Here is a 15,474-nt window from a genome sequence, read left to right as displayed (position 1 = left end):
GAACTATAACACCGCTCTGAACGCCGCCCCAAGGCCGTACCGTCCGCTGTTCAGCTAGTCGACAGCGTTTGGGGATATTGCCTACGACAATCGAAAGCGTGAGGGTTTCAATCATTACCGCTATAATCGCCGCCTTTTTATCAGACACTGCTTTTTCGACATGAGCCAATCCAGCGAGCTGATCCAATCCGCCCAGCGCACCCTGCGCCTGGAACTCGAGGCCGTCACGGCCCTGATCGAGCGTATCGGCGACGACTTCGTCAAGGCCTGCGAGCTGATCCTGGCCAGCAAGGGCCGGGTCGTGGTGGTCGGCATGGGCAAGTCCGGGCATATCGGCAACAAGATCGCCGCCACCCTGGCCAGCACCGGCACGCCAGCCTTCTTCGTGCACCCGGCCGAAGCCAGTCACGGCGACATGGGCATGATCACCCGCGACGACGTGATTCTCGCGCTGTCGAACTCCGGCAGCACTGCCGAAATCATCACCTTGCTACCACTGATCAAGCGCCTGGGCATCAAGCTGGTGAGCCTGACCGGCAACCCGGCCTCTTCCCTGGCCCAGGCCGCCGACGTCAACCTTGACGCCAGCGTCGCCCAGGAAGCCTGCCCGCTGAACCTGGCACCCACATCCTCTACTACCGCCTCGCTGGTACTGGGGGATGCCCTTGCCATCGCCCTGCTCGAAGCACGCGGGTTCACGGCCGAAGACTTTGCTTTCTCGCACCCCGGCGGTGCACTTGGACGCAGGCTGCTGCTAAAGGTCGAGAACGTGATGCATGCCGGCGACGACCTGCCCAGGGTCACGCGCGGCACGCTGCTCAAGGACGCCCTGCTCGAGATGTCCCGCAAAGGCCTGGGCATGACCGTGATCATCGAAAACGATGGCACCCTGGCCGGCGTCTTCACCGACGGCGACCTGCGCCGCAGCCTGGACCGCAACATCGACGTGCGCACCGCCTTGATCGAGGAGGTGATGACCGTACACGGCAAAACCGCCCGGGCTGAAATGCTGGCTGCCGAGGCATTGAAAATCATGGAAGACAACAAGATTGGCGCCCTGGTGGTGGTGGACGCCCACGACCGCCCCACCGGCGCCCTGAACATGCACGATCTGCTGCGCGCTGGCGTACTGTGAGGAGCTCCACGATGAATCAGGATCTGATACAACGCGCCAAGACCGTCAAACTGGCGGTCTTCGACGTCGATGGCGTGCTCACCGACGGGCGCCTCTATTTTCTTGAGGACGGCAGCGAGTTCAAGACCTTCAATACCCTCGACGGGCATGGCATCAAGATGCTGATGGCATCAGGCGTCACCACCGCGATCATCAGCGGACGCAAGACACCGGTCGTCGAGCGCAGGGCGAAGAACCTGGGTATCGCGCATCTGTATCAGGGGCGCGAGGACAAACTCGTGGTGCTCGACGGCCTGCTCGCCGAGCTGGGCCTGAGCTATGATCAGGTGGCCTACCTTGGCGACGACCTGCCGGACTTGCCGGTCATTCGTCGCGTGGCACTGGGCATGGCCGTGGCCAATGCGGCGCCGTTCGTGCGCGAACACGCTCATGGCGTGACCCAGGCCCGCGGGGGCGAAGGTGCCGCGCGCGAATTCTGCGAACTCATCATGCAGGCCCAGGGCACCCTGGATGCTGCCAACGCCAACTACCTTTAAGGTTGCCCATGTTCAGCAAGAAAGCCAGAAACATCGTGCTGCTCGGGGTCATTGCGGCCCTGCTGGTGGCCGTCGGCTACTGGAACGTCAGCCCGGAGAGTTTCCTGGAGAAGCCAGTCGCCCAGGTCGACGAAAGCGCCATCGACTACTACGCCATTAACGCCCAGAGCGTCCAGTTTCTGCCCGATGGCAGGCTCCAGTACGAAATGACCGCCGACAAAGTCGAACATCTCAAGGCCAGCGAGGTCACGATGTTGACCACGCCGGACTTGCACCTGTACCGCGGCACGGCGTTTCCGTGGCATGTACAAAGCACCCGCGCCGAGGTCAACCCCGATGGCAGCGAGGTCGAGTTGATCGACAATGTGCGCGTTGCCCGCACTGACGAACAGAAGCGTGAGACCATCATCACCAGCTCGCGCATGACCGTGTTCCCGCAGAAGCAATATGCGCAGACCGAGCAAGCCGTTAGAATCGACGGCGCCGGTGGGACGACCACGGGCAAAGGAATGAAAGCGTACCTGAAAGAAGGCAGGATGGACCTGCTCTCTAACGTAAGAGGACAGTATGAGGCTCGTTAAAACCCTCCCCCTTTTGCTCAGCCTGAGCGCAGCACTGGGAAGCGCGAGCGCCCTCGCCCTGCCGAACGACCGTGACCAGCCGATTCGCATCCAGGCCGACAATGCGCACCTGGACGACAAGAAAGGCGTGGCCACCTACACCGGTGACGTGATCATCACCCAGGGCTCGATGATGATCAAAGGCAACACCGTGACCATCACTCGCACGAACGGTGGCGATATCGACGTGGTTACTTCGGTGGGCAACCTGGCCTACTTCGAGCAGCAACAAAGCGCGTCCAAGGCGGACAAGATGAAAGGCTGGGGCGTTACCATCCAGTACCAGGCCCAGAGAGACCTGGTGGTACTTACCGACCGAGCCAAGGTGGAGAACGAAGGCAACACCACCGAAGGCGAGAAAATCGTCTACAACACCCAGACACAAGTGGCCACTGCCGGTCGGGGTGGCAACGTAACCACGCCGCGTCAGCGCATCGACATGGTGATCCAGCCCAAGAAGAAGGCCGAGTAAATGGCAACCCTCAAAGCCCAGCACCTGGCCAAGAGCTACAAGGGCCGCCAGGTCGTGCGAGACGTCAGCCTGTCGATCGACAGCGGTCAGATCGTCGGCCTGCTCGGCCCCAACGGCGCCGGCAAGACCACGTGCTTCTACATGATCGTCGGCCTGGTTCAGGCCGATCAGGGGCGCGTGCTGATCGACAGCCTCGATGTCAGCCACCAGCCCATGCACGGTCGCGCCCAGGCCGGTATCGGCTATCTTCCGCAGGAAGCGTCGATCTTCCGCAAGCTGACTGTGGCCGACAACATCAAGGCGATCCTGGAAACCCGCAAGGACCTCGACCGCGAGGGCCAGCGCCAGGCGCTCGAAAGTCTGCTCCAGGAATTCCACATCACCCACATTCGCGACAACCTGGGCATGAGCCTGTCCGGTGGTGAGCGCCGACGGGTCGAGATTGCGCGGGCATTGGCAACCGCGCCAAAATTCATTCTGCTCGACGAGCCCTTCGCAGGCGTAGACCCGATTTCGGTCGGCGATATCAAGCAGATCATTCATCACCTCAAGGCCAAGGGCATCGGTGTGCTGATCACGGACCACAACGTGCGTGAAACGCTCGATATCTGTGAAACGGCCTACATCGTCAACGACGGTCGCCTGATCGCCGAGGGCGATGCCCAGACCATCCTGGCCAATGACCTGGTGAAAGAAGTTTACCTGGGGCACGAGTTCAGGCTTTGATCAAGACGCGCGCCTTGGGCACGGACAAAGACGCCCACAAGTTGGGCCAAGTTGTTACAGTGCTCTAGGCAAACGCTACAATTTAAGGCATAAATCTTGCTTGAAATGGCGCCCCGGCGCCCTCGTGTAGTGGAAGGCGCATGTGCGCCGGCGAACAAGGTACAAAGCATCTGCCATGAAACCATCGCTCGTCCTAAAAATGGGCCAGCAACTGACGATGACACCGCAGTTGCAACAGGCCATCCGCCTGCTCCAGCTTTCCACCCTGGACCTTCAGCAGGAAATCCAGGAAGCCCTGGAGTCCAATCCGATGCTCGAGCGCCAGGAAGACGGCGACGACTTCGACAACACCGACCCCATGGCGGATAACGCCGAGAACAAACCCACCAGCGACGTTCAGGACAACAGCTTCCAGGAAACCACTGCCAGCGCCGAGAACCTCGAGGACGGCGAGTGGAACGAACGCATTCCCAACGAGCTTCCCGTCGACACCGCCTGGGAAGACATCTACCAGACAAGCGCCAGCAGCCTGCCGAGCAATGACGACGACGAGTGGGATTTCACTACCCGCACTTCGGCTGGGGAGAGCTTGCAAAGCCACCTGCTGTGGCAGTTGAACCTTGCCCCGATGTCCGACACCGACCGCCTCATTGCAGTCACCTTGATCGACAGCATCAACAACCAGGGCTACCTGGAAGACAGCCTGGACGAGATTTGTGCAGGGTTTGACCCCGAGCTCGACATCGAGCTGGACGAAGTCGAGGCAGTGCTGCACCGCATCCAGCAATTCGAACCTGCCGGTGTGGGCGCCCGTACGCTGGGCGAATGCCTGTTGCTACAACTGCGCCAGCTGCCGGCCAGCACCCCGTGGATGACCGAGGCCATGCGCCTGGTCAGCGACTTCATCGATCTGCTGGGAAGCCGCGACTACAGCCAGCTCATGCGCCGCATGAAACTCAAGGAAGACGAGCTGCGCCAGGTCATCGAACTGGTGCAGAGCCTTAACCCCCGCCCAGGGTCGCAAATCGAGTCCAGCGAGCCCGAGTACGTGGTGCCGGATGTGATCGTGCGCAAGGACAGCGAGCGATGGCTGGTGGAACTGAACCAGGAGGCGGTGCCACGTCTGCGCGTGAACGCGCAATACGCCGGGTTCGTGCGCCGCGCCGACACCAGTGCCGACAACACCTTCATGCGCAACCAGCTGCAGGAAGCCCGCTGGTTCATCAAGAGCCTGCAAAGTCGTAATGAAACCTTGATGAAGGTGGCTACGCAGATCGTCGAGCACCAGCGCGGCTTCCTGGACCACGGCGACGAGGCAATGAAGCCGCTGGTGCTGCATGACATCGCAGAAGCCGTGGGCATGCACGAATCGACCATTTCCCGGGTCACCACCCAGAAGTACATGCACACGCCGCGTGGCATCTACGAGCTGAAATACTTTTTCTCGAGCCACGTCAGCACCTCCGAGGGCGGTGAATGCTCGTCCACGGCGATCCGCGCGATCATCAAGAAACTGGTTGCGGCGGAAAATCAGAAAAAGCCATTGAGTGACAGCAAGATCGCTGGTTTACTGGAGGCACAAGGCATCCAGGTCGCCCGTCGCACCGTCGCCAAGTACCGCGAGTCCCTGGGTATCGCACCCTCGAGCGAGCGCAAGCGATTGATGTAGCCCCTGAGATGTGCCACCGCGTTTGTGTGGCAGGTGCAACACCTGCCTCTTTGATGCACGGGCAACAAAAGGAGAAGCTGTATGCAAGTCAATATCAGTGGACAGCATGTAGAAGTCACCCAGCCAATGCGCGATTACGTGCTCGAAAAGCTCGCCCGCGTGGAGAGTCACTTCGACAAGATCACTAACGTGCAGGTCATCATGAAAGTCGAGAAGCTGCAGCAGAAGGTCGAAGCGACCTTGCAGATTCCTGGCGGTGAAGTGGTAGCCAACGCCGAACACGAAGACATGTATGCAGCGATCGACGCCTTGGCCGACAAGCTCGACCGCCAACTGAAAAAACACAAGGAAAAACAGCAAAGCCTGCTGCAAGGTGCAGCAGCCCGCTGATCCCCCTCATCCATGATCCGACTTGAAACCATCCTGACCCCCGGCCGTTCCCTCGTGAACGTGCCGGGCGGCAGCAAGAAGCGCGCCCTTGAAAAGGTCGCCACCCTGATTGCCGATCAAGTGCCTGAACTTGAAATGCAAGACGTCTTCGAAAAACTGGTGGCCCGCGAAAAGTTGGGCTCTACCGGTTTCGGTAATGGCATCGCCATTCCCCATTGCCGCCTTGAAGGGTGCTCCTCACCGGTCAGCGCCCTTCTGCACCTCGACGCGCCTATTGATTATGACGCGATCGATGGCGCGCCCGTGGACCTGCTTTTCGTTCTGCTGGTTCCGGTTGCGGCCACCGACGCCCATCTTGAACTGCTGCGCCAGATAGCCAGCATGCTCGATCGCAAGGACGTTCGTGATCGCTTGCGTGCAGCCCAGAGCAGCGAGGCCTTGTTCCAGGTCGTCCTGGACGTGCAGAACGAGCATTGAACATGCGCTTGATCATCGTCAGTGGCCGGTCAGGCTCCGGTAAGAGCACGGCCCTCGATGTCCTTGAAGACAACGGGTTCTACTGCATCGACAACCTGCCCGCCGGGTTGCTGCCGCAGTTGGCGGAAAGCGCGTTGCTCAACACCGAGTTGCCGCAGCCCAAGGTTGCCGTATCGATTGACGCGCGTAACCTGCCGAGCCATTTGTCGCGTTTTCCCGAACTGCTTGAACAAGCGCGTGCCCGTCACATCCAGTGCGACGTGCTGTACCTCGATGCCGACGAAGACACGTTGCTCAAGCGCTTCTCCGAAACCCGCCGGCGCCACCCGTTGACCAATGCTGATCGCTCACTGGCCGAGGCGATCCGCGTCGAACGGGATTTGCTGGGGCCGATCGCCGATCTGGCCGACCTCAAGATCGATACCACGCGCCTGAATCTCTATCAGTTGCGCGACTCGATCAAACTACGCCTGTTGGACAAGCCAGAGCCGGGTACGGCTTTTCTAGTGGAGTCATTCGGCTTCAAGCGGGGTATGCCGGTCGATGCCGACCTGGTGTTCGACGTGCGTTGCCTGCCCAACCCCTACTGGAAGCCAGAGCTGCGCGGGCACTCCGGCCTTGAACAGCCCGTGATTGATTACCTCGCCGCCCAGCCGGACGTCGAAGAGATGTTCACCGACATTTCCAGCTACCTGCTCAAGTGGCTGCCACGGTTCGCCGCCAGCAACCGTGCCTATGTCACCATCGCCATCGGATGCACTGGCGGCCATCATCGCTCGGTGTACCTCACCGAACGGCTGGGCCAGTTGCTCCAGCAATCTTTGAAAAACGTCCAGGTTCGCCACCGCGACCTCTAGCCCAAGGATCCGCCAGCTCATGCCCGCCCGCGAAATCACCATCATCAACAAACTGGGTCTGCATGCCCGGGCGGCAGCCAAATTCGTCGGGGTTGCCGGTCGCTTTCCCTGCCAGGTCAGGGTGGGTCGTGCACCGGACAAGCTGGTCGATGGCAAGAGCATCATGGGGGTCATGATGCTGGCGGCGGGCAAAGGCACTCAGGTCTACCTGCATACCGAAGGCGAGCAGGACAGTGAAGCCATGGAGGCACTGGTCGAGTTGATCAACAACTATTTCGACGAGGGGGAGTGAACCCTCAGCACGGCCAGCACGCGTTTCCATCGACCGTCGCCAAGTGCGCCACCCTCCTCCTTGCGCCCGAAGTCTCGCGGGCGCTTCAGGACAGCGCAGTATCCATCACCATCATCAGGCAGAAACCGATGCACAGCCCCAGGCTGGCCAGGCGGTGATTACCGTGGCTGCGTGATTCGGGGATGATTTCCTGGGTCACGACCAGCAGCATCGCACCTGCAGCGCAGGCGAGGCCCAGCGGCAAGAGCAGTTGCGCCACATTCACAAGCCAGGCGCAGATAACGGCCGCCACTGGCTCCACCAGACCGGAGGCGGCGCCGATGAGAAAGGCCTTGAAGCGTGACATGCCTGCGCCGGCAAGTACCAGCGCAATGACCAGCCCCTCCGGTACATCCTGCAAGGCGATGCCCATTGCCAGGCTATCAGCGTCTGCCATGCCCCCGCCCGCTGATACGCCTATGGCCATGCCCTCTGGAATGTTGTGGGCGATGATGGCGAAAACGAACAGCCACATGCGCGAGGCGATGACCGGTTCGCCAGAGGTCAGCCCTGGGGGTGAGCCTGCCGAGAGTTTCAAGTCCACCAGATAAAGGCACAGCGCGCCTGTCAGCAGGCCTGCGCTGATGAGGCCGCCGGCTCCCCAAGCCCCAAAGCCGATTGCCTGAGCGGCCTCCAGCCCAGGCACCAGCAGCGAGAAGGCCGTGGCCGCCAGCATCACGCCAGCACCAAAGCCCAACAGGGTGTCCGCCAGCGCCACAGGCATGGTGCGAATTACCAGTACGGGGACCGCACCCAGGGCCGTCCCCAATGCGCATAGCGCGCCGCCCTCCAACGCCCGCAACATACGTGGGTCCAGGTCGAGCCAGGCAAGTGCGCGCGCCACCAACAGCGCGGTGCCGGCCAGCAGCAACAGGGTGCCAAGCGCCAGCCTGAACAAGCGCACGCTGTTGACGGTCATCACTTCGGCGCGCATGCCTGCCTGGCTCATTTCACGGCATCGAGGTAGCGGCGGTTCACTTGCGCCCAGTCGATGACGTTGTAGAAAGCGCCAATGTACTCAGGCCGACGATTCTGATACTTCAGGTAGTACGCGTGCTCCCAGACGTCCAGGCCGAGAATCGGCGTATGGCCTTGCATCAACGGGCTGTCCTGGTTGCCGCTGCTCTCGACCACAAGGGTCTGCTGCGGTGTAACGCTGAGCCAGGCCCAGCCACTGCCGAAGCGGGTCAGAGCGGCCTTGGTGAAGGCTTCCTTGAATGCCTCGAAGCCACCCAATTGTGTCTCGATGGCACGGGCTACCTCGCCCTGGGGTTCACCTCCACCATGGGGGGACATCACCGTCCAGAACAGACTGTGGTTGGCATGTCCGCCGCCATGGTTGATCACGGCGCCTCGCATCTTTTCAGGTAACTGCTCGACCGCCGCCACCAGTTTTTCCACAGGCCAGTCGGCCCATTCGCTGTTCTCGACCGCTGCGTTGAGGCCATTGACGTACGTCTGGTGATGCTTGGTGTGATGGATTTCCATGGTCTGCGTGTCGATGTGCGGTTCCAGCGCATCGTAGGCATAGGGCAGTGCAGGCAATGCATGGGGCATGTCAATGGACTCCGTGGGCAGGTTGAAGTGAACAGGCGCTGTGCCGATTGAGCAGGTGCTCGGTGCGCGGGTACTGGCCATGTTCGGCGATGAAACTCAACAACTCGGTATAGGTGCGGGCGCTGTGGCGCAGTGCTGCATCACGCAGCGCCCGTGGCAGGCACACGTCCTGACTGGCCTGTAATAGCCGTTGGTGCACGGCGCACAGGTAATCGGCGCTTTCATGGGGCTGCTGCAGGCGCAGGTGCAAGTCGGCCAGGTTGTGATGCGCAATCACCAATGAGGCCACGGCTTCATCGGCATCCTGCCAGCGCGTGAACAGCACCTGGGCCAATGCCAGGGCCTGGAGGTAGTGTTCGCGAGCGTCCACCAGCTCACCTTGCGAGAACAGGTGATTGGCGATTTGCGTGATGCGTTTCCAGTGCTGCATGACGAGCCTCCAGGGCCATTTCACCCATCAGATACCACCGGCGGTCAGCTTTTCCGGGTTCAGCAAGGCCTGCAACCGATCACGGGAAAGGTCGGTGTGTTCGAGCGCCACATCAATGATGGGGCGCCCTTGCGCGTAAGCGGCCTTGGCGATTTCGGCTGCCTTGAGGTAACCAATGATCGGGTTCAGCGCCGTGACCAGGATCGGGTTGCGCGCCAGCGCCTCGTTGAGTTTGTGTTCATTGACCTTGAATGTGGCAATGGCCTTGTCTGCCAGTAACCGGCTGGCATTGGCCATCAGTTCGATGCTTTCGAGCAGGTTACGGGCAATGACCGGCAACATGACGTTGAGCTCGAAGTTGCCGGACTGCCCCGCTACCGCGATCGTTGCGTCATTGCCGATAACCTGGGCGGCGACCATGGCGGTGGCTTCAGGAATCACCGGGTTGACCTTTCCAGGCATGATCGAAGAGCCGGGTTGCAAGCCCTGCAGCTCGATTTCACCCAGGCCCGCCAATGGCCCTGAGTTCATCCAGCGCAGGTCGTTGGCGATCTTCATCAGCGCCACCGCCGTGGTCTTGAGCTGGCCGGACAGTGCAACGGCCGTGTCCTGGGAGCCGATTACCGCAAACAGATTCTGGGCAGGGCGAAACGCTACGCCAGTCAGCGCGCTGAGGTGACGGGCGAAGCCGGCGGCGAAATCAGGGTGGGCATTGATGCCGGTGCCTACGGCCGTGCCCCCTTGGGCCAGGGCCTGCAGGCTGGGCAAGGTGGCCTCGATATGCGCCTTGGCCCCGGTGACCTGCGCCGCCCAACCATCGAGCACTTGGCTCATGCGCACAGGCATGGCGTCCATCAAGTGCGTGCGGCCTGTCTTGATATACGGACGAACCTGGACCGACTTGGCTTCGATCACCTGCACGAGGTGGCTTAGCGCTGGCAGCAGTTGCTCGTGAAGCGCCAGGGCGGCGCTGACATGAATGGTGGTCGGAATGATGTCATTGCTGCTCTGCCCGCAATTGACGTGATCATTGGGATTGACCGCGTCGCTGGAGACCCGGCTGGCCAGCGTTGCGATCACTTCGTTGGCGTTCATGTTGGAACTGGTGCCGGAACCGGTCTGGAACACATCGACCGGAAAATGCACGCTGAAGTCTTCTGCCAGCAGTTGCTGTACCGCCGTGACGATCGCCTGGCCTTGCTGCGCGGACAACTGCTCCAGTTCGACGTTGGCGTTGGCCGCCGCGGCCTTGGCCAGCAGCAGCGCGCGTATGAACTGGGCTGGCATGCGCTGGCCACTGATGGGGAAGTTGTCGACCGCACGCTGGGTCTGCGCGCCGTACAGCGCGTCTGCCGGCACGTGCAACTCGCCCATGCTGTCACGCTCGATGCGGGTATTGGTCATCATCGGATCCTTGCATCAATTCATCGGGGGAAATCGAGGGCAGCAGACGGCAATTGGCCAGTTGCAGGGCATAGGGCTGCCAGCGTTGGTTCTGCTCCTGCCGGTCGAGGTTGCGCAGGATCAACAGTGGCCGCCAGGCCTGATCCAGGCACTGGCAGCGCCAATGCCAAGGCAGCATGCGGTCGCAGGCGGTATCGAGCAGCAGGCGAAAGGACGTCAATGCCACGGTCCAGGGGGACGTTTGGGTGCAGCACACCAGGTAACGCCCTTCCGCCAGGTAATGTTCGATCAGGCGCGGCTCATCGGGCTCGAGGGCACAGCGGATCCGGCGACTGAGCCAGCGCCAGTTTTCGAGATAGGGCAGTTCGCGGAGGGCGGTAGTCATGAACATCATCATCGTGTAGCTGTGAAATGATATTCATTATTAATTGATAAATAGAATCAGTTCAACCGGTAGATGGTGTTGAGTATCCGCTGATTGATTTTTTGCCGTTAATAGATAGGACCGCCGCGATGGGCCGCACAGCGGCCCCACGGTCTCAAATGAAAAGGATCAACTGCCAGCAACCATCATCCGCTCGATCAGCACCGAGCCTGTGTGAATGTTGCTACGGGTCTCCAAGTCGCTGCCAATGGCCACGATCTGCTGGAACATGTCCTTCATGTTGCCCGCGATGGTGACTTCCTGGACAGCGTGCTGAATCTCCCCATTCTCGATCCAGAAACCAGCCGCGCCCCGGGAATAGTCCCCTGTCACCATGTTCAGGCCATGCCCCATCAATTCGGTAACCAACAGGCCGCGCCCCATGCGCCGGATCAATGCCGCCTGGTCGTCGCTGCCATGGGTGACGAACAGGTTGTGCACGCCGCCTGAGTTGGCGGTGCTGGGCAGACCCAGTTTGCGGCCTGAGTAGGTACCGAGCAGGTAGGACACTAATTGGCCCTTGTCCACGAACGGTTTGGCATAGGTCGCCAGGCCATCACCATCGAAGGCTGCGCTGCCCAATGCGCGCGGAATGTGAGGGCGCTCGTCCAAGGTCAGCCAGGCTGGAAACAACTGTTGGCCGAGGGCGCCCTCCAGGAAGGAAGACTTGCGGTACAGGTTCCCACCGGAAACCGCCGACAGGAAGCTGCCGAACAGCCCGCCTGCCAATTCGGCCGAGAACAGTACCGGCACCTCACAGGTCGGCACCGGCCGTGCGCCCAGGCGACTGGCAGCCCGTTGGGCGGCACGGATGCCGATACTGCGCGGGTCAGCCAGCAGGTGGCCTTGGCGATTGACGTCGTACCAGTAGTCACGCTGCATCTGCCCATCGCCCTCGGCGATCATCACGCAGCTCAGGCTGTGACGCGTGGAGGCGTAGCCACCGACAAAGCCGTTGCTGTTGCCATACACCCTGCACCCCTGGTGGGTGTTGAGCGAGGTGCCATCGGCATTGAGAATCCGAGGATCAGCGTCGAATGCAGCCGCTTCGCACGCCAAGGCCATTTCAATGGCCTTCTCCGGCTCCAGGTTCCAGTCGTGATAAAGGTCGAGGTCCGGGATATCGCGGGCCATCAGGGCGGCGTCGGCAAGCCCGGCGCATTCGTCCTCGGAGGTGTGCTTGGCAATGGCCAGCGCGGCTGCAACGGTTTCGCGAATGGCATCCGGACCACTGGCCGAGGTGCTGGCCGAGCCTTTGCGCTGCCCCACGTACAGGGTGATGCCAAAGCCCTGGTCACGGTTGAATTCTACCGTCTCGACCTCGCGCTGGCGGACCGTGGTGGACAGGCCCTGCTCCAGCGACACCGCCACCTCGCAGGCGCTGGCGCCCTGGCGGCGGGCCTCGGCAATGATCGCTTCGACCTGCTCTTGCAAGGCTGGCAGATCGTTCGGGCCGATACTCTGGACTGCACTCATGGTTTTCTCCACTCAGAATTCTGCGTTCGGCAAGGGCCATTCAACGGCCGGGCCGGACAAGCGGCCCCCGACTGGTTATCATGGCGGCGATCTTTAGCGGACTGCCACCATGGTTGATTCAAACGACGACGCCTTCGACGGCGAAAAAAGCAAAACCCAGATCAAGCGCGAACTGCATGCGCTGGTCGAACTCGGCGAGCGGCTCACCACCCTCAAGGCCGATACCCTGGCGCGCCTGCCCTTGACCGATGAACTGCGCAAGGCATTGGCCGAAGCCAGCAAGCACACCGCACATGGGGCTCGCAAACGCCACATGTCGTTCGTCGGCAAGCTGATGCGTGTCCAGGACCTGGACGCCATTCATGCCCTGCTGGAACAGATGGACAGCTCCACTCGCCAGTACAACGAGCGTTTCCACAGTCTTGAACGCTGGCGTGATCGATTGATCGACGGCAACGACGAGGACCTCGAACGGTTCGTCAACGAATACCCGGAGACCGACCGCCAGCAGTTGCGCTCGCTGGTGCGCCATGCCCAGCACGAGAAGGCCAGGAACAAACCCCCTGCCGCTTCGCGCAAGGTGTTCAAGTACATTCGCGATCTGGACGAGCTGCAGCGCGGGCTGCGCTGATCGCGGCGGGGCCGCCATGCGGCCCCAGCCGACCCTCACGCCCCGGTACCGCCCACCGTGATCGCATCGAGTTTCAAGGTCGGTTGGCCTACTCCGACCGGCACGGACTGCCCGTCCTTGCCACATGTGCCTACCCCACTGTCGAGCGACAGGTCGTTGCCGACCATCGACACACGGCTCATCGCCTCCGGGCCATTGCCAATCAAGGTCGCGCCTTTGACCGGTGCGGTGATCTTGCCATCCTCGATCAGGTAGGCCTCGCTGGTCGAAAACACGAACTTGCCGCTGGTGATGTCCACCTGCCCGCCACCTAAATTCGCGCAGTAGATGCCCTTCTTCACCGAAGCGATGATTTCCTGTGGGTCACTCTCACCGGCTCGCATGTAGGTGTTGGTCATGCGCGGCATCGGCAAGTGGGCATAGGATTCCCGCCGACCGTTGCCCGTCACCGCCATGCCCATCAGGCGCGCGTTGAGCTTGTCCTGCATGTACCCCTTGAGCACGCCGTTTTCGATCAGGGTGGTGCACTCGGTTGGCGTCCCCTCGTCGTCCACGCTCAAGGACCCACGCCGACCTTCCAGGGTGCCATCATCGACGATGGTGCAGAGGCTGGACGCGACCTTCTGGCCTATCCGGCCGCTGAATGCCGAACTGCCCTTGCGGTTGAAATCGCCTTCCAGGCCATGGCCGACCGCCTCGTGCAGCAGCACGCCGGACCAGCCAGGCCCCAACACCACGGGCAAGGTGCCGGCAGGCGCGGCAACGGCTTCCAGGTTCACCAACGCCTGGCGCAGTGCTTCGCGGGCATAGCCCATTACTCGCTCCTCAGTGAAGAAGCGATAGTCGGTGCGCCCGCCGCCGCCCTGCCCGCCGCGTTCGCGACGGCCGTTCTGCTCGACGATGACACTGACGTTGAAGCGCACCAGGGGCCGCACGTCGGCCGCCAGGCTGCCGTCGGCGGCCGCGACCAGAATTCGCTCCCAGACGCCCGCCATGCTGACGCTGACCTGCTGGATACGCGGGTCCAGCGCGCGGGTGGCGGCATCGACACGCTTGAGCAGCTCGACCTTCTCGGCACGGCTGAGCACGTCCAATGGGTTATCCGCCGGGTAGAGCGTGGTCACGTCCTGGGCACGAAACGCCTGGACCGTGCCGTTCTGACCGGCACGGGAAATCGACCGCGCGGCGCGTGCGGCAGAGGTCAAGGCTTCGAGGTTGATGGCATTGCTGTAGGCGAAACCGGTTTTTTCGCCGGCCTGGGCACGAACACCGACCCCCTGGTCGAGGTTGAAGCTGCCCTCTTTGACAATCCCATCCTCCAGCGCCCAGGTTTCCGAAATCTGGCCCTGGAAATACAGGTCAGCGGCGTCGATGCCAGGGCCGGCCAATTCACCCAGCACACTTTGCAGGCTGTCCAGGGTCAAGCCGCCTGGGGTCAGGAGCTGCTCGCTGACGGTGGATAACATCTGGCTCATAGTCACTCCGAAGTGTGCGCAGGCCGCAATGCGTCCTGCAAGAAGAAGCGCCGGTGATCGATCACCGGCATGCGCGCCCGAATGGACGCCTGTTCGTCACTGTCGCGCTCGGCAAGCAGTACCGCTTCGCCTTGCGCCTGTTGCGCCACGATGCGCCCCCATGGGTCGACGATCGCCGCGTGGCCGTGGGTCTGGCGCTGGCCGGGGTGTAGCCCGCCTTGGGCTGCGGCCAGCATGTAGCATTGTGTCTCGATGGCGCGTGCGCGGATCAGCACGTCCCAATGCGCCGCCCCAGTCACCGCCGTGAAGGCCGACGGTGCACTGATCAGCTCCGCCCCGGCTGCCCGCAGATGGCTGTACAACTCGGGAAAGCGCAGGTCGTAGCACACGCTCAGGCCCAACCGCCCGACCGGCGTATCGGCAACCACCACTTGCGCACCTGGGGCATAGTCATCGGATTCACGATAACGGCCACGATTGTCGGCAACATCCACATCGAACAGGTGCAACTTGTCGTACCGCGCCACCTGCTGCCCATGCTCGTCGATCAGCAACGAGCAGGCATGTGGCTTGGCCCGGGGCTGACCATTCGGTGGCAGGGCAATGGTGCCTGCGACAATCCATAACCTGAGGTCGCAGGCCACGCGTTTCAACCAGGGCAGGATCGGGCCTTCGCCAAGGGCCTCGGCGCGGCCGATGGCCGCAGCGTCTGCACGCCCCATGGCAGCGAAGTTCTCTGGCAGCACAGCCAGCCTGGCGCCACCTGAAGCCGCCTGCTCCAAAAGCCTGCTCGCCTGACGCAGGTTACCCTGCACATCATCCTGGCTGACCATCTGGATTACCGCAGCCTTCATCGACTCTCCT

19 protein-coding genes are annotated in these 15,474 nt (G+C 61.8%); 11 read left to right on the top strand and 8 right to left on the bottom strand.

Annotation, left to right across the window (positions count from 1 at the left end; all coding sequences use genetic code 11):
* Window positions 1-160: 160 nt before the first annotated feature.
* The 10 genes from ACF8E5_RS02635 (at window position 161) to ACF8E5_RS02590 (ending at window position 7,174) form a co-directional block, all read left to right on the top strand.
* Complete coding sequence (locus ACF8E5_RS02635) at window positions 161-1,135, top strand: KpsF/GutQ family sugar-phosphate isomerase (RefSeq protein WP_058637505.1); 975 nt, start codon at window positions 161-163, stop codon at window positions 1,133-1,135.
* An 11-nt stretch (window positions 1,136-1,146) separates the two neighbouring features.
* A complete protein-coding gene (locus ACF8E5_RS02630; RefSeq protein ID WP_078479049.1) occupies window positions 1,147-1,671 on the top strand; it encodes an HAD family hydrolase in 525 nt (174 codons plus the stop codon).
* An 8-nt stretch (window positions 1,672-1,679) separates the two neighbouring features.
* On the top strand, window positions 1,680-2,252 hold the full coding sequence (gene lptC, locus ACF8E5_RS02625) for an LPS export ABC transporter periplasmic protein LptC (protein WP_196121712.1): 573 nt from the start codon (window positions 1,680-1,682) through the stop codon (window positions 2,250-2,252).
* Entirely contained in the window at window positions 2,239-2,763 is a 525-nt protein-coding gene (lptA, locus tag ACF8E5_RS02620) for a lipopolysaccharide transport periplasmic protein LptA (protein ID WP_078479051.1), read from the top strand. Before lptC ends, lptA begins: the two co-directional genes overlap by 14 nt.
* Window positions 2,764-3,489: an LPS export ABC transporter ATP-binding protein gene (lptB, locus tag ACF8E5_RS02615; protein WP_058604413.1), complete on the top strand. Its 726-nt coding sequence runs from the start codon at window positions 2,764-2,766 to the stop codon at window positions 3,487-3,489.
* A 175-nt stretch (window positions 3,490-3,664) separates the two neighbouring features.
* Window positions 3,665-5,158 (top strand): RNA polymerase factor sigma-54, encoded by a 1,494-nt coding sequence (locus ACF8E5_RS02610; protein WP_058637503.1) that lies wholly within the window; start codon window positions 3,665-3,667, stop codon window positions 5,156-5,158.
* A gap of 81 nt (window positions 5,159-5,239) precedes the next feature.
* The gene (hpf, locus tag ACF8E5_RS02605) at window positions 5,240-5,548 is read left to right on the top strand and encodes a ribosome hibernation-promoting factor, HPF/YfiA family (protein WP_058604411.1); all 309 of its coding nucleotides are present in this window, start codon (window positions 5,240-5,242) and stop codon (window positions 5,546-5,548) included.
* Window positions 5,549-5,560: 12 nt separating this feature from the next.
* Complete coding sequence (gene ptsN / locus ACF8E5_RS02600) at window positions 5,561-6,025, top strand: PTS IIA-like nitrogen regulatory protein PtsN (protein WP_027913742.1); 465 nt, start codon at window positions 5,561-5,563, stop codon at window positions 6,023-6,025.
* A 2-nt stretch (window positions 6,026-6,027) separates the two neighbouring features.
* A complete protein-coding gene (gene rapZ / locus ACF8E5_RS02595) occupies window positions 6,028-6,882 on the top strand; it encodes an RNase adapter RapZ (protein WP_058637502.1) in 855 nt (284 codons plus the stop codon).
* A 19-nt stretch (window positions 6,883-6,901) separates the two neighbouring features.
* Entirely contained in the window at window positions 6,902-7,174 is a 273-nt protein-coding gene (locus tag ACF8E5_RS02590; protein ID WP_058637501.1) for an HPr family phosphocarrier protein, read from the top strand.
* A gap of 85 nt (window positions 7,175-7,259) precedes the next feature.
* Here the strand turns inward: ACF8E5_RS02590 and ACF8E5_RS02585 are convergent, their stop codons facing one another.
* From ACF8E5_RS02585 to pmbA, 6 genes are all read right to left on the bottom strand, one after another.
* Window positions 7,260-8,147, bottom strand: coding sequence for a ZIP family metal transporter (locus tag ACF8E5_RS02585; protein ID WP_392474891.1), 888 nt, complete (start codon window positions 8,145-8,147; stop codon window positions 7,260-7,262).
* An 11-nt stretch (window positions 8,148-8,158) separates the two neighbouring features.
* Entirely contained in the window at window positions 8,159-8,770 is a 612-nt protein-coding gene (locus ACF8E5_RS02580) for a superoxide dismutase (RefSeq protein WP_196185427.1), read from the bottom strand.
* 1 nt (window position 8,771) lies between these two features.
* Window positions 8,772-9,200 carry a hypothetical protein gene (locus ACF8E5_RS02575; RefSeq protein WP_100852174.1) on the bottom strand — a complete coding sequence of 143 codons (429 nt, stop codon included), beginning with the start codon at window positions 9,198-9,200 and terminating at the stop codon, window positions 8,772-8,774.
* 27 nt (window positions 9,201-9,227) lie between these two features.
* Window positions 9,228-10,604, bottom strand: a complete 1,377-nt coding sequence (locus ACF8E5_RS02570) for a class II fumarate hydratase (protein WP_392474876.1) — start codon at window positions 10,602-10,604, stop codon at window positions 9,228-9,230.
* Window positions 10,579-10,998, bottom strand: a complete 420-nt coding sequence (locus ACF8E5_RS02565) for a hypothetical protein (RefSeq protein WP_058637550.1) — start codon at window positions 10,996-10,998, stop codon at window positions 10,579-10,581. Before ACF8E5_RS02565 ends, ACF8E5_RS02570 begins: the two co-directional genes overlap by 26 nt.
* Window positions 10,999-11,157: 159 nt before the next feature.
* Window positions 11,158-12,504, bottom strand: coding sequence for a metalloprotease PmbA (gene pmbA / locus ACF8E5_RS02560; protein ID WP_144964403.1), 1,347 nt, complete (start codon window positions 12,502-12,504; stop codon window positions 11,158-11,160).
* Between the two features lie 109 nt (window positions 12,505-12,613).
* Between pmbA and yjgA the strand changes: the two genes are divergently transcribed.
* Entirely contained in the window at window positions 12,614-13,135 is a 522-nt protein-coding gene (yjgA, locus tag ACF8E5_RS02555) for a ribosome biogenesis factor YjgA (protein ID WP_058637496.1), read from the top strand.
* Between the two features lie 35 nt (window positions 13,136-13,170).
* On the opposite strand, the gene tldD is transcribed toward yjgA, so the two are convergent.
* Together tldD and ACF8E5_RS02545 are read right to left on the bottom strand one after the other, a co-directional pair.
* The gene (gene tldD, locus ACF8E5_RS02550) at window positions 13,171-14,610 is read right to left on the bottom strand and encodes a metalloprotease TldD (protein ID WP_058604405.1); all 1,440 of its coding nucleotides are present in this window, start codon (window positions 14,608-14,610) and stop codon (window positions 13,171-13,173) included.
* A gap of 2 nt (window positions 14,611-14,612) precedes the next feature.
* Window positions 14,613-15,464 carry a carbon-nitrogen hydrolase family protein gene (locus tag ACF8E5_RS02545; RefSeq protein WP_392474875.1) on the bottom strand — a complete coding sequence of 284 codons (852 nt, stop codon included), beginning with the start codon at window positions 15,462-15,464 and terminating at the stop codon, window positions 14,613-14,615.
* Between the last annotated feature and the right edge of the window lie 10 nt (window positions 15,465-15,474).

Origin of the sequence: Pseudomonas sp. WSY_20, from assembly GCF_043104335.1 — a bacterium.
Classification (GTDB): domain Bacteria; phylum Pseudomonadota; class Gammaproteobacteria; order Pseudomonadales; family Pseudomonadaceae; genus Aquipseudomonas; species Aquipseudomonas parafulva_B.
The sequence above is the reverse complement of the archived record's forward strand: the minus strand, read 5'-3'. Positions and strand labels throughout refer to the sequence as shown.